We start from the raw sequence: 13,433 nt of genomic DNA on the forward strand, positions 1-13,433 counted from the left end.
AAATGACGAGAAGTCAGGCTCCGGCCATTCGCACTGATGACCCACCTGCCGGCAGCTCCTGCCAAACGGACAAGCTGCCGCTCGCGGGATTGCTCACGCTTGCAGGTGCGGCTTTCATGACGCTCATGACGGAAATCATGCCGGCCGGACTGTTGTCGTCGATGGCAAAGGGCCTGAGCATCTCCGAGAGCCTGACGGGTCAGTTCATCACCGCTTTTGCTTGCGGTGCATTGATCGCAGCCATTCCTGTAACGGCCCTGACCCAAGGTGTGCGCCGCAGGCCATTGATGCTTGCCGCGATTGCCGGGTTCGCCGTCGTCAATCTGATCACCGCGCTGTCAACGAACTATGTGATCTCATTGATGGCGCGTTTCGCTGCGGGTGTATTCGGCGGTGTGGTTTGGTCATTGCTCGCCGGATATGCCGTCCGCATGACGCCGACGCATCTAGGCGGGCGGGCAATCGCGATATCCGGCGCCGGGGCTGCGGTCGCCCTCGTGCTCGGAGTGCCCGCCAGCACCCTTCTTGGTCGGATCATCGGTTGGCAAGGTGCTTTCGGCATCATGTCGGCAACCGCCGTTCTTCTGATCGTCTGCGGCCTCGCCGTCCTGCCCGATTTCCCGGGCCAGAAGAAGGGTGAACGTCCGTCCCTTGTCACCATAGTCTTGACGGCCGGAATTGGACCGGCGCTCCTCGTCGTCTTCACCTTCGTGGCGGCGCATAGCATTCTCTATGTCTACATCGAGCCATTTCTCGGGTCGGTTGCTCCGTCGAGAGATGCGGGTACGGCTCTCCTCATCTTCGGACTGGGTTCTTTTGTGAGCCTGTGGTGCGTCGGCGCAACTGTCGATCGTTGGCTGCGTCCTCTCATCGCTGCAAGCGTCGCCATCTTCGCTTTTGCTGCATTGCTGCTCGGCATTTGCAGCGCAATGCCGGCGATAATTTATCCCGCCGTTTTCGCATGGGGGCTGGCGTTCGGCGGCTTTGCGACGTTGACGCAAACCATATTGGCGCGATTTGCCGGCAACACTGTGGATGTTGCCTTGTCAATGAATACGACTGTCTGGAATTGCGCCGTTGCCGCCGCCGGGGCTGCGGGCGGAATATTGCTCGATGAAATAGGCCCGACATCCTTCCCGTGGGTTATCATTGCGATGCTGGCCGTGTCTTTCGGCGTGGTGGTTCTCGGGGTCAACAAGGTCCTGGCACGAGATGCTTGCTCAAACTGACCACAGCAATGACTGAATGAGTTTCGACGCGGCAAGGCCGGACACGGGAACCTGCGTGTGGCCTTGCCGTAGTCCGTCTGGTCCGGGGCGCTATCCCGGCAGAGCAGAGAGCGAAGCGTGAGTGCTTTTCAGCTCTGAATATTCGCTGAAGCCGTGCTTGCCGAGCTCGCGGCCGACACCGCTCCGTCTATGGCCGCCGATTGCCAGCTGCGGAGCGCCGCCACCCATGCCGTTGATCCAGCTTCGGCCTGCTTTGATACGACGGATAGCCTGGAACGCGGTCGACAGGTTCATCGACCAGACACAGGCGGAACGACCGTAAGGCGCGTCATTCGCGTTGCGAATGGCCTCCTCTGCGGTCCTGAAGAGAAAAGTGGTCAATACCGGGCCAAAGATCTCGTCCCAGGCAATGGCCGTTTGCGGGATGACGTCTGTGAAAATCGTCGGAGGGTACAAGGCTCCGGCGTCGGAGAACTTGCTGCCGCCAACCAGTAGCTGCGCTCCGCCAGCCTTGCCTTGCTCGACATATTCAGCGACCTTGTCCAGATGCGCAGGGTGAATGAAGGCCTCGATCACTATCTGCAGGAGCCCGGCGTTGAACTTGCTCCCGGCTTCATTGACGCTCTCGAGGTCGCCTACGATCTCATCGCAAGGCATCCACAGGCAGGCTCACTGCGATTTGGATATGATTTGGGACTACCTGAGCTGCGTAGTATTTCCCTACAGCGATATCCCTATATCGCTTTCTACCGTGATCAACCGGACCATATCGATGTCCGGCGCGTGCTTCACGGCGAGCGGGATATTTGCCCGGACAATACATGAATCAGATAGCCACTGACGATCAGAGCCGTTTAGCGATCCAGGCTGCCTAATAACTTTGAATGCTGGTCGATACGGTGGTTAGATCGAAATCGCTCGATCGACCTGATCCGCGCTCGCGCTATTTCGGATCCTCATACGAATATTGCGCGCACATCTGCCCGTTGCTCTTGGGGGCTCGCTCGCTCGTGAAGACGGCAATTGCGGTCGTTCCCTCACCTTCGGCCCATGTTGCGACAAAGGTGACATCGCCTGAACCGCAGAGCTGGTTGTCGTTCTGAAGTTCAGGATCAGCAGGTTCTTTGACGCGATATACGGATGCCGGCACAGAGCGGCCATCCACATTGAAATGATCCGCGACAAGGTCGGAGAATTCCAGCGTCTCGCCGTTTTCGAACTTGATGCTGAAATCATCCATCCAGACATCGCCGGTAACACTGATGGCGGTATTGCTCATTGCCGTATAGTGGTCCGCCTGCTGGGCGAAAGCGGCTGTGGCCATGAGGATGCTGAGGACGCTGGAAAGGAGAAGGCGGCGCATTTTAATCCTTGAGGGAATCACTGAGGGTCTTGGTTTCTCGCAAGCATCGCATCTTTTGCTTCAATCGCAGAGGCTCATTTTGAGTAGCTTCGTGCTTTGTCACTCGCGGATCTCGAACTCATACCTGGATATTGAGAGCTTGGTCGAAGGCGTCAGATCGTGCCAGTCACCCTAGGGTGGGGTCCAGCCTGTCGCGCAGCCAGTCTCCGACAATCGATACCGACAATGTGGTGAGCACTATGATGACTGCGGGCGTCAACATGATCCATGGGGCCGACTGAATGTAGTCGCGACCATAGCCGACCATGTTGCCGAGGCTCGTTTGCGGCGGCTGAAGGCCGATCCCGAGGAAGGAGAGGCTCGATTCGAGCAGGATGACACCAGGAATATTGAGCGTCATAGCGACGATGATGGTTGTCGCGATATTGGGAAGAATATGCCTGAGATAGATGCGCGCCGGTGATGCGCCGATGTCGCGCGCTGCCACGGCATAGCCTCGCGCGTTGGCCGATATGGCAAGGCTGCGCGCAATGCGGGTGTTGACCTCCCAGCCGTTGAGGCCGAGCAGCAGCACGAAGATAACAAGTGAATTGCCAAAAAACGCCAGTACGGCAATGGCAATGATCATGAAAGGCATGGCTAGCTGGGCATCGACCAGCATCAGGATCACCTGATCGACCCAGCCGCGAAAATAGGCAGCGAGAAATCCGAGCGTCACGCCGATAATAGTGGTGATGATGGTGGCTGCCACCGCGATGATGATCGATATTCGGATCGAGGCTATGACGCGGGAGAAGACGTCACGTCCCAGTTGGTCCGTACCGAGGAGGTGCTCGAACGTGCCGCCAAAAAGGGCAGGCGGGCGAAGGCGCGCAAGGACGTTGGTGGCCATGAAATCATAGGGCGTCAGCCAATAGGCGAATAGCGCGACGAAGAGCATCAGCGCGAGCCAGAAGATGGCGATCAACACCAGCGGCGGCCAGGTCGAAAAAAAGACATCGAGGCCGCTTTTTCGCTGCACCATGCCGCCTGGGGCAGCTGCGTTTTCGACTTCTGCAGTCATCGGCAATGCTCCTAAGTTTCGACCTGGTGCGGGGTGCGCATACGCGGGTCGATGACGCCGTAGAGAAGATCAACCGTAAAATTGGATATGACCATCATCACGCCGATCAGCAGGAGGATCACCTGAACCACGGCAAGGTCGCGAGAGGTGACCGATGAGATCAGCAGGCGACCAATCCCGGGCCATGAGAACACGCTTTCGACCACGACAGCGCCGCCAACCATCGAGCCAAGCATAAACCCGAAGATGGTGACGATGGGCACGGCCGCATTCGGCAGGACATGGCGAGTGACGATCTTCCCCCATGGTACGCCCTTGGCACGGGCGGTCCTTACGAAAGGCTGTCCGAGCACCTCGACCATGGCCGAGCGAGCGTAACGCGCAATGACCGCTGCCCCGGCGATGGATAGTGTCACGATGGGCAATACCATGTGCAGCGGGGTCGCATAGCCCCCCGATGGCAGCCAACGCAATTGTACCGCAAAGATCAGCGCCAATACAAGGGCAAGGACGAAGGTCGGCACGGTAAAGCCTAGCACCGAGATCGACATGATCAGCCGATCGAACACAGAGTTGCGATAGAGTGCAGCGGTAATCCCGGCAAGAAGGCCAAGCGCTGTCTTCAGCACCAGTGTCGGTGCCATGACGGCAAGCGTTGCTGGAAGCCGGTCGAGTACGACATCAAGCGCTGGCCGGTTCTCTCGCATCGAATTTCCGAGATCGCCGTGCAGTACGGCGCCCAGATATTTATAGAATTGCACCCAGATTGGCTGATCGAGACCCCATTGGCGGCGGAATGCCTCGATGACCTCGGGCGGCGTCGTGGCGACATCGAAAAACCGGCTGAGGGGATCGCCAGACAGGCGCATCACAAAGAAGGCAAAGGTAACGATGATGAACAGCGTCATCAGCGCCCGCAACAACCTGGAGAGAACGAACTGGGCCATGCTCAAATCGCCTCGATACCGGAGGGGGAGGGATCGTTGACTAGGTGACACGCCACTGCTCGCCCGCCCGTTTCGACTAGATTGGGACGGATGGATCGACAGGTGGCGCGCATCTGCGGACAGCGGGTATGGAATGGACAGCCGCTCGGGACGTTCACCGCACTCGGCGGATCTCCGTTCAGGACGATGCGACTGCGCCTGCTGCGTCCGGGTACAGGTACTGCCGAAACGAGCGCGCGGGTATAGGGATGAGCCGGGTTGGCGAAGATGTCTTCGACATCCCCGATCTCAACGATGCGTCCGAGATACATCACGGCGACTCGCTCGGCGATCTGACGGATCACCTTGAGGTCATGGCTGACGAAGACGCCGGTAAAGCCGATGCGGGCTCGAATATCCTCAAGCAAGTTGAGAACCTGCGCCTGCACCGAGACATCGAGCGCTGACACGGGCTCGTCGAAGACAAGCAGTTCCGGGTTGAGGACGAGCGCGCGTGCGATGATGACACGCTGGCGCTGACCGCCGGACATTTCATGCGGATAGCGACTGCCATGATGGGCTAGCAGGCCGATCTGCCCCATGACGTCTGCGACAAGCATTTTGCGGTCGGCGGCTGAGAGGTCCGGCCGATGGACGATGAGCGGTTCTTCGATCTGGTACCCCACAGGAATGCGGGGGTCGAGCACTGCAAGCGGATCCTGGTAGACCATCTGCATGTGCCGGCGCATGCGGCGCCAATTGGCGTCTACCCTGGCGCTGACCCTTTCGCCACCAAAGCGGATCTCGCCGCTGCTTGCTGGAATATGTCCGAGCAGCAACCGGGCGGTCGTCGACTTGCCGCAGCCGCTCTCGCCGACGATGCCAAGCATTTCGCCGGGTGCGACGTTGAAGGAAATCCCATCGACGGCTTTCAGCCGTTTGGTCGCGGAAAACAATAGGCCGCGTTGCCGCAGCTTGAAACTACGGCTCAGATTTTGGACTTTGAGCGCGCCTTTCACAAATAGACTCCTGCTGCGGCATGGATCGGCATGCTTGAGGGTGCAATGAGCATGCAGGCGGCGCGATGCTTAATCTGGCCGCCTACGGTGCGGAGCATCGGCACGGCAAGCGAGCAGGCTTGCGTTGCGAGGGAACAGCGAGGGCCAAAGGGGCAGCCGGTAGGCAGCCGGTCAGGCGGCGGCACCGTGCCTGGGATGGCAGTCAGCCTGCGGCGCGGCCCTTCAAGGTCAGGCAGAGCGGCGATCAGGCCGCGCGTATAGGGATGAGCAGGCCTGGCGAATAACGCTTTTGTCGGCGTGTCCTCGACGACCCGGCCGCAATACATGACGACGACGCGCTCGGTCATTTCCGACACCATGCCGAGGTCATGAGAGATCAGCACGAGCGCCATGTTGCGCTCGCGCCGCAAATCATCGAGCAGGTCGAGGATCTGCGCCTGAATGGTCGCATCCAGCGCCGTCGTCGGCTCGTCGGCGACCAGAAGTTGAGGATCTCCGGCCAAGGCCATGGCGATCATCACGCGTTGGTTCATGCCGCCGGAAAACTCATGCGGATATTCGCTCATCCGGCGCGAGGCATTGGCAATGCCGACACGGTCAAGCAGGCGTTCAGCTTCTTTGCGGGCTTCCCCGCCATGCATGTTCCGATGTAGCGCCAGGGCTTCGGTCAATTGCCAGCCGACCCGGTGCAGTGGATTGAGCGAACTGGCGGGATCCTGGAAGATCATGGCCACGCGTCCGCCGCGGATCGCATTGAGTTCCGGCTCGGCCAATCCGAGCACTTCACGGCCGTCCAGTTTCACCGAACCTTCGACCCGGGCATTGGCGCCAAGCAGACCGAGGCTTGCCATCCAGGTGATCGACTTGCCGCAACCACTCTCGCCGACAATGCCAAGCGTCTCGCCACGCCGAACGGACAGGCTGACGCCGTGCAGCGCACGCGCGACATGATGCCGGCCACTGAAATCGACGCATAGATTAGAAATTTCAACAAGCGGGACAGCGTCAGCCATGTTGCGGTTCCATCTGCTGCTCGCGCAGCGCGCGCAAGGCGTTACGATCGATGGTGATGAGATGCCGCGCGACACCCTCGAGCACCACGCAGCTCAAAACACCGGTGGCGTAGATTCCCGTGTCGACATTGATGCGATTGGGGAGGCTTTCAACGGAAGCACCTGACGTGTGACCATGCACTACGACCTTCCCGAAGTCGGTCGTGGAAGTCAAAAACCGGTCGCGGATCCATGTCAGATCTTCCTTGCGCTGGTCCGCGAGACTGCGGTCGGGATTGACACCCGCATGGGCGAAGAAGTAGCCGCCCAGTTGATAGGATAGCGGCAGCCCGGCAATGAAGTCTCTGTGCTGCTGCGGCATGCGGGCGATCAGCGCCAATCGCACGACCTCGGCCGCCGCCGGATTGGCCATGGCGCGCAGCACCTCCTCGGGAGAGAAGCCATAGGATGCAAGGGTCTCGAGCCCGCCCTTGCGGCCCCAGAGCGGCAAAATGGTCGCATCGGTTAAGAACTCGTTGAGCCAGGCATCATGATTGCCGCTGAGGCAGACGACGCAAGTCCTTTCGTCGGCTTCACTTTGCTGGGCAGCGACCCGTTCGATGACCGATCGGGAATGCGGACCACGATCGATCAGATCACCGAGATAAACGATGACTGCACGTGCAATCGGATGCAATGCACGATCGGCATCGATGGCCACCTGCATGGCCAGCAGGTGATCGAGATGGCCGTGAATGTCGCCGATGGCATAGATGCGCACATTCTTGGTATCGGCCGGCGATACATCGCGAAAATGGTTCCAGCCGCCACGGCTCAGGTCGATCGGGAGGGGCTGCCGCATGAAAGGGTTGGTCACTAAATTCGTCCTGCAGGTCGGGAATGCCGCGGGCGGGCGCGGATGCGCCCGCCCGCTCGGTCTCTTTAGTTTTTGACGGCGAAATGACCGGGCGTGAAATCCATCGCGAACATGGCGGATGGTGCCCATTCGATGTTTGCCTTCTTGCCGTAGAGAATGGCGTTCTGGTGCAGAACGATCATGCCGGGATCCTCATTCTCGAGGATGTCGAGTGCGCGGGAGAAGGCCTTCTTGACTTCGGCACGGTCGGTGGAGGTGTTGAGCACGTTGCAGAGGGCATCGAATTCGTCGTTTTGCCACATGCCGCCCTTCGGATTGGTCTTGGAGTTGTAGACGCCGTTCGGGCAATTATTGGCGAGAAGTGCTGCCGGAAACGCAAAATAGGCCGTGTTCGAGAGATCCTGCATCATGCGGTCGGGGCTCGGGTCATTGGGATTGTCGATGACCGAGAAATCGATATTGAAGCCGATGGCCCGCAGATTTTCGAGGTTATACTGTGCGATGGTCAGTTCGTTGGGGTAGTAGTTATTGTGAACGCGATAGGTGATCGCCTCGCCCTTGTAGCCGGACTCGGCCAGCAGCCGCTTAGCGAGCTCCGGATCATAGCTTGAGGTCTGGTGACCGGTGGCGAACAGATCCCCGAATAGCGGATGCTGGAAGCCTTGCGGCACTGCAGTCCGACCGCCCCAGAGCGCGTCGACAATAGTCTTGCGGTCGATGGCGTGGCTGAGCGCCTGACGCACCTTGACGTTCTTGAGCGGGCCATTGTTTTCATCAAGCGCAATGAAGCGAACATTGGCGACTGGGCCGCCGACGACTTTGAAATCGGAGGATCCCTCGATCATCGGAACCTGATCGGAACCGACATCGGATATAATGTCATATTCGCCCGACATAAGACCGTTCACGCGGCTGGCGGCTTCCGGCACGATAAGGATATTGAGCTTGTCGATCGGAGGCTTACCGCCCCAGTAGTCGCCATTGGCGACCATATGAACGGCTGAACCGGGCTCCAGCTTTTCAACCTTATAGGGGCCGGTTGCGATCGGCTTGGCTGCCCAGGCGTTCCAGCTTGCAGCTTCCATAAAGCCGCGCCTGGAGATGACACCGGCATAATTGACGCGGGCGAGGCGGGCTTCCGTGTCAAGCGTCGCCTTCTTCATGACGATACGGACGGTGAGGTCATCGACCGCTTCGACATGGTCGAGCAATGGCCATTCGGAGGCGCGGCTGGCGGCAACGGTCGCCGGCGGCACGATACCCTTGCTGCCGTCGACGCGGGTGAAGGTGGTTTCGCCCTTGTCGCGAGCCGCGATCTGCGCCGGCAGCAAGCCAAAGCGCTCGTCGGAGAAGGAGAAGGCAACATCCTTGGCGGTCATGATATCGCCGTTGTGGAACTTGACGTTCGGACGCAGCTTGAATTCGAGCGTCTTGTCGTCAATCCACTTCCATTCGGTGGCGAGCCCCGGCTTGAAAGCGAGCTTGGGGTCTTGCAGATTAAGGGCAATAAGCTGTTCGAATACCGAATTCTGGAATTTGCGCGCCGCCGTACCGTTGTTCTCGTTGATTTCAATCGAACCGGCCGTGCCCATGGACTGGACGGCAACGTTGATGGTGATATCCCGAGCCAGTGCAGATGAAGCAGCGCCGAGGAAGAGGCTGCTTATCAAGGCAGCTCGAGCGAAGGTCTTAAAAGTCGTGTGCATTGAGGTCTCCGGTGAGGCCGCTTGCCCGCGGCATGGCTTCGCCGTGATCCGCCGAAGAGGATTTCGACAGGCTGGCGCGATCGATGGACGCCGCGAGATAACCCGCAGCGCGATGGGTCCTAGAAACGGTACGCGTTATTCGGCTGGCGATCCGACAAGCCTTGTCGACTGGTTGGAAACCATAGTTGCCGGCGAGGCCCAAGCCTCGTCGACATAGCTTTGTGATCCGATGCGACCAAAGCGCAGATGTGAGGCCTTGCCCTGCGCTGTGGCCGTAAACTCTTCAATGACCGGCGCGGCAACTACCTCACCGTGATCCAGCAGCTCATGCATCACGCGACCGGTCATGGTGTCCGGCGCTGTGACGCCCAGCATATGCAGGCTCGTCGGGGCAAGGTCGGTAATGCCGGTGCGGGTGGTGATGACCTGACCGCCGGCCTTGAGGCCTGCGCCATCGGCAATCAGCACGGCCGTCAGCTCGGCCAGATGCATGCCGCCATGGGTGCCGCCGCCGACGTCGATCTTGTAGTTGCCGACATCGCAGACCGACCTGCCGGGTATTCCGAATTCGTTCGGTTCGTCGTCGCCGGCAAGGTTGAGATAAAGATCAGGGGCGCGGTAGTGCGCGGCGCCGGTCAGCTCCAGCGCCAGCGTTCCCTCGATCGTTCCAAGCGGCGAGCCGGGCTCGATGGCTCGGGTGAAGCTTGCGCCATACCAGTCCTGAGCGACGAGAGCATCGAAGGCCGCCTGCAGCAGTCCCTTGTCGTATCGACGCAGCCACAGGCCGGGAGCGCGACCGCGGCGGAAGATGATGTCTATGCCGTCGTCGAAGCGTGTGGCCGCACGAATGCCGGCCGCCTTGAAGGCATCATCGAGATTGATGAAGCGCGATGATGTCGAGTGACCGTGATCGGACGTGATGAAGACGGCGATCGCCTCGCGCTCCGGCTGATGCTCACGCCAATCGAGGAGAGCACCGATTGCCGCGTCGCATTGGCGCAGGCTTTCTAGCTGCCCCTCGGCGCCGAGGCCATGGAGATGAGAGGCGCTATCGACCTCGGTCAACCAGATGATCGAAGCACTCGGCTTTCTGGCCGGCCAGATGGAATTGACAAAGATATCGATGGCCTTTGCCTCGGCGCCGCGTTCGAAGCCGGTACTTGGGACCTTGTGGCGCGCCATGATGTCGATGGCGAGATCATGCGGAAAGGCGAGCTGGGGGTGGCGGACATTGAAGCCGATTTGACCGAAATCCGCTCCCTTCCAATTGAGTGCCGTAAAGGAACCTTGACCGCTTGACGTGACGACAGCGAAGGACTTGCCGGCTTTGGCGAGGGTTTCGCTGAGATTGACCGTGCGCACCATGCCGCCGGCGTAATGCGCCTCGCCATAGCGCCAGTCATGAATGGTGTCGGTACCGGCAAGTCTGCCGCCGCCGCTACGCGCGTAGAAATCATTACCCAGCACGCCCGTACTTTCGGGTCTTGCACCATTGGCAAGCGCCGACAGCGCGCCGCGCGTTTCGCTTGGAAACACAGTGCGATGATCGCTACTGACAACGCCCCTTTGCTTGAGGGCATGAAGGTTCGGCATGGTCAGGGCATTGATCTGGTCGGGCCTAAGCCCATCAACGCCAAGAATGATGACGTGGGCGATATCACTCATGGTCATGCGCCTCTGCTGCAGGAAGTGAATTTACCGCTGTGTCCGGGTAAAGCACGTTGGTACCGGCTTCCGCGAGCAAAGCGGTAAAATGGGGGGCAAGTTGTTCGTCGGTGACGAAAGTGCCAATGTCCTTGAAGGGTATTGATTGGTAGCGACCCGGTGCGCCGATCTTGGTGTGGTCGGCCACATAGATCGCGTCGCGCGACTGGCTGACGATCTGCAGCTTAAGCCGCATATTGTGGCGGGTTTCCTCCACAAGGCCGAAGCGCTCGTCGAGACCGTACACGCCAACGATGGAAAGATCGAAGCTGCAATTTTCGATCGCATCGAAAACCTCGTCTCCCATCAGCATCTTGGCTGACGCGTTATATTCGCCGCCGGTGAAATGAACGCGGTGACGCTGACCTGCCTGCAACGCTTCACCGATAGCCGGCATATTGGTCATTACCGAAACCGTCGGACCATCGCGCATCGCCTCTGCAACAGCCAGCACCGACGAGCCACCCGTCATGAATATCCATTGGTCGGCCTCGATCAGCGAGGCGACCCTGCGACCGATGGCCTGCTTCCCGGCCCGCTCCATCAATACCCGCTCTTCGAGCGGCGCCTTGCGGTCGGAAGGGATCGCGCCGCCATAGACGCGGCGCAGCGCGCCATTACGCTCAAGCGCCACTAAATCGCGCCGTACCGTCTCGGTCGAGACCCCGAAAGCTTCGGCCATCGCCGCGATCGACATGCCATGGCCGCCGTTAACGAGGCTTACAATGTTCTGATGCCTGCCGGCTGCTGGAAGTTTCGACAAAAGTCTCTCCTTGCTTCGGGAACGAGACTTAGAGGTTCGAGATTACAGTGACGTGACATTTTATTGAAGTTTGCGTCATAGTAGTTTTCATATCAACATTATCACACAAAGTTCCACATTCGATATGTGCCGCCCTAGATTCCGGTGGGGAGGGCCTTGCTCAGCATGACACTGCGATAATTGGTGTGGGACCACTGTTCGTAGCCGATGAAGCGAAATCCGAGGCGAGAATACCAATCGACAAGATGCGTGGCCGGCTCGGCCGTATCGAGCGCCAATTCTCTGGCGCCACTTGCGATCGCCTGCTGTTCGGCGAAGTTGATAAGTTGCCGGCCAAGTCCGTTTGCCTGCAGGCCGGGCTCTATACCGAATTGGGCAATGCTCGACACTTCTGGCCGGTCATACCAGTCGCAGCCTTTGGTCTGGCCCATGTTCTTGAACAGGATCGTGCCCCGGATCGTCCCGCCCATCACGCCAACGAAACATTGCCCTTCGGCGATGCGTTTGGCCGTAACCTCTTCACTCTGATGGGTCGCCATAAATCGCAACCCCATGCTCGCAAGGCCGCTATAGGCGCGATGAAGCAATGCCGTCATCTCGGCTATGGAGTCGGTTTCCATCCAGGGGCGAATGGTGAAACTGGAGAGTGCCGGATTTTTCATATGCAATGCTCGAATGGCTGTTTTGATATGGAGGCGGACGAGATCTGATCGGTCGGCGTAGTCGGACGAGGGTGCTCTCACTATAAGGAGGTTAGTCTCCAGCCATTCGACTTCTGCCCTCGCTATTACAAGATCAACGGGCGCGCAAAATTACAGTTGCGTGAAATTTATTTGAACTTTGTGTGTTCGGTCGTTCTGAGGGGCAGCAGTCCATAAACTACCACATTGGAAGAGATGCCAGTCTCGCCCACAAAGGCCGTGCCTTGCGTCCAATCATTCCGTCGGAAATTGTTCCGATTTTCGAAATGATGCGCTAGAGACAGATCCTGTCGAATTGGCCAGTATGGCTGGTGCGTGTGTTTGCTTGCGCGGGCTTGCGGCCTGCCTCGGAGTTTTGCGGGTCCCAATGTCCATGAAAGGTTCTGTGAGTTTCTGCCGCTGTTTGCTTGCCTTGCTTGCGCTGACAGGGATCGTGATTTCCTATGTTGCCATCATACCTGGGGCGCATGTCTCACGCGTCAGATTGACGACGAATTTCCTCAGTTATTTTACGATACAGTCCAATATTTTGCTTGTCGTCGCCTTGCTGGCGGCGGAGATCGCACCACCATCCCAGATTGGGCGATGGGCCAGACGCTCGTCAACAAAAACGGCTATCCTTCTTTATGTGGGCGTTGCTGGCGGCGTCTATTTCTGGATGTTGAAGGATGTTTGGCACCCGCGCGGCTGGCAGCTGCGGGCAGACCAGTTGCTTCACTATTGCATCCCCTTGCTTGCTGCGGTTGATTGGCTGTTCTTTGTCGAGCGCGGCAGGCTAACCTGGCGAGATGCATTCTGGTGGCTGCTTTTTCCGGCGCTCTACTCGGCGTATTCGCTCGTCCATGGTTATTTCTCGGGCTTCTATCCCTATCCCTTTTTGGACGTAAACGATGTCGGTCTCCAGGAGGTTCTGGGCAACATGGCGCTCCTGGGCATACTCTTCCTGCTTCTCGGAGGCACGATCACCCTTGTCGATCGCATGGCGGCAAGGCTTGGTAAAAGGGCGCCGCAACCCGAATAGATGCGGCATTTTCAGGAAAGACACACAGTGCGTTTCCACTTGAAGGTCACGAAGAAACAATAGGATAGG

14 protein-coding genes are annotated in these 13,433 nt (G+C 58.9%); 3 read left to right on the forward strand and 11 right to left on the reverse strand.

Translation table 11 applies throughout. From position 1 onward, the window contains the following. Nucleotides 1-2 precede the first annotated feature (2 nt). The gene (locus QD461_RS16445; RefSeq protein WP_414088675.1) at nt 3-1,229 is read left to right on the forward strand and encodes an MFS transporter; all 1,227 of its coding nucleotides are present in this window, start codon (nt 3-5) and stop codon (nt 1,227-1,229) included. A 90-nt stretch (nt 1,230-1,319) separates the two neighbouring features. Here the strand turns inward: QD461_RS16445 and QD461_RS16450 are convergent, their stop codons facing one another. Further along, the gene (locus tag QD461_RS16450) at nt 1,320-1,886 is read right to left on the reverse strand and encodes an aldehyde dehydrogenase family protein (RefSeq protein ID WP_414088676.1); all 567 of its coding nucleotides are present in this window, start codon (nt 1,884-1,886) and stop codon (nt 1,320-1,322) included. On the opposite strand from QD461_RS16450, the gene QD461_RS16455 reads away from it, so the two are divergent. Next, nucleotides 1,776-2,054 carry a type II toxin-antitoxin system RelE/ParE family toxin gene (locus tag QD461_RS16455; RefSeq protein WP_414088677.1) on the forward strand — a complete coding sequence of 93 codons (279 nt, stop codon included), beginning with the start codon at nt 1,776-1,778 and terminating at the stop codon, nt 2,052-2,054. The genes QD461_RS16450 and QD461_RS16455 overlap by 111 nt on opposite strands. A 118-nt stretch (nt 2,055-2,172) precedes the next feature. On the opposite strand, the gene QD461_RS16460 is transcribed toward QD461_RS16455, so the two are convergent. From QD461_RS16460 to QD461_RS16505, 10 genes are all read right to left on the reverse strand, one after another. Then, on the reverse strand, nt 2,173-2,592 hold the full coding sequence (locus QD461_RS16460; protein WP_246806361.1) for a hypothetical protein: 420 nt from the start codon (nt 2,590-2,592) through the stop codon (nt 2,173-2,175). Nucleotides 2,593-2,758: 166 nt separating this feature from the next. Continuing rightward, on the reverse strand, nt 2,759-3,616 hold the full coding sequence (locus QD461_RS16465; RefSeq protein WP_414088732.1) for an ABC transporter permease: 858 nt from the start codon (nt 3,614-3,616) through the stop codon (nt 2,759-2,761). A 50-nt stretch (nt 3,617-3,666) separates the two neighbouring features. Beyond that, nucleotides 3,667-4,602: an ABC transporter permease gene (locus QD461_RS16470; RefSeq protein ID WP_414088678.1), complete on the reverse strand. Its 936-nt coding sequence runs from the start codon at nt 4,600-4,602 to the stop codon at nt 3,667-3,669. 2 nt (nt 4,603-4,604) lie between these two features. Further along, a complete protein-coding gene (locus QD461_RS16475) occupies nt 4,605-5,600 on the reverse strand; it encodes an ABC transporter ATP-binding protein (protein WP_414088679.1) in 996 nt (331 codons plus the stop codon). After that, the gene (locus QD461_RS16480) at nt 5,597-6,613 is read right to left on the reverse strand and encodes an ABC transporter ATP-binding protein (protein ID WP_414088680.1); all 1,017 of its coding nucleotides are present in this window, start codon (nt 6,611-6,613) and stop codon (nt 5,597-5,599) included. Before QD461_RS16480 ends, QD461_RS16475 begins: the two co-directional genes overlap by 4 nt. Beyond that, entirely contained in the window at nt 6,606-7,469 is an 864-nt protein-coding gene (locus QD461_RS16485; protein ID WP_414088681.1) for a metallophosphoesterase, read from the reverse strand. Before QD461_RS16485 ends, QD461_RS16480 begins: the two co-directional genes overlap by 8 nt. Before the next feature lie 65 nt (nt 7,470-7,534). After that, the gene (locus tag QD461_RS16490; RefSeq protein WP_414088682.1) at nt 7,535-9,175 is read right to left on the reverse strand and encodes an ABC transporter substrate-binding protein; all 1,641 of its coding nucleotides are present in this window, start codon (nt 9,173-9,175) and stop codon (nt 7,535-7,537) included. A gap of 135 nt (nt 9,176-9,310) precedes the next feature. Then, nucleotides 9,311-10,846, reverse strand: coding sequence for an alkaline phosphatase family protein (locus QD461_RS16495; protein WP_414088683.1), 1,536 nt, complete (start codon nt 10,844-10,846; stop codon nt 9,311-9,313). Further along, nucleotides 10,833-11,642: a DeoR/GlpR family DNA-binding transcription regulator gene (locus QD461_RS16500; protein WP_414088684.1), complete on the reverse strand. Its 810-nt coding sequence runs from the start codon at nt 11,640-11,642 to the stop codon at nt 10,833-10,835. The genes QD461_RS16495 and QD461_RS16500 overlap by 14 nt, the downstream gene beginning before the upstream one ends. 134 nt (nt 11,643-11,776) lie before the next feature. Further along, entirely contained in the window at nt 11,777-12,304 is a 528-nt protein-coding gene (locus tag QD461_RS16505; protein ID WP_414088685.1) for a GNAT family N-acetyltransferase, read from the reverse strand. Between the two features lie 424 nt (nt 12,305-12,728). On the opposite strand from QD461_RS16505, the gene QD461_RS16510 reads away from it, so the two are divergent. Next, entirely contained in the window at nt 12,729-13,364 is a 636-nt protein-coding gene (locus tag QD461_RS16510) for a Pr6Pr family membrane protein (protein ID WP_414088686.1), read from the forward strand. The last annotated feature ends 69 nt before the right edge of the window (nt 13,365-13,433 follow it).

The sequence above is a fragment of the Rhizobium sp. BR 314 genome, from assembly GCF_047445805.1.
Lineage (GTDB): Bacteria > Pseudomonadota > Alphaproteobacteria > Rhizobiales > Rhizobiaceae > Rhizobium > Rhizobium lusitanum_B.

Coding starts and splice junctions, on each gene's coding strand:
- QD461_RS16445 (WP_414088675.1), top strand. CDS start 3: ATGACGAGAAGTCAGGCTCCGGCCATTCGCACTGATGACCCACCTGCC.
- QD461_RS16455 (WP_414088677.1), top strand. CDS start 1,776: ATGCGCAGGGTGAATGAAGGCCTCGATCACTATCTGCAGGAGCCCGGC.
- QD461_RS16450 (WP_414088676.1), bottom strand. CDS start 1,886: ATGCCTTGCGATGAGATCGTAGGCGACCTCGAGAGCGTCAATGAAGCC.
- QD461_RS16460 (WP_246806361.1), bottom strand. CDS start 2,592: ATGCGCCGCCTTCTCCTTTCCAGCGTCCTCAGCATCCTCATGGCCACA.
- QD461_RS16465 (WP_414088732.1), bottom strand. CDS start 3,616: ATGGTGCAGCGAAAAAGCGGCCTCGATGTCTTTTTTTCGACCTGGCCG.
- QD461_RS16470 (WP_414088678.1), bottom strand. CDS start 4,602: ATGGCCCAGTTCGTTCTCTCCAGGTTGTTGCGGGCGCTGATGACGCTG.
- QD461_RS16480 (WP_414088680.1), bottom strand. CDS start 6,613: ATGGCTGACGCTGTCCCGCTTGTTGAAATTTCTAATCTATGCGTCGAT.
- QD461_RS16490 (WP_414088682.1), bottom strand. CDS start 9,175: ATGCACACGACTTTTAAGACCTTCGCTCGAGCTGCCTTGATAAGCAGC.
- QD461_RS16495 (WP_414088683.1), bottom strand. CDS start 10,846: ATGACCATGAGTGATATCGCCCACGTCATCATTCTTGGCGTTGATGGG.
- QD461_RS16505 (WP_414088685.1), bottom strand. CDS start 12,304: ATGAAAAATCCGGCACTCTCCAGTTTCACCATTCGCCCCTGGATGGAA.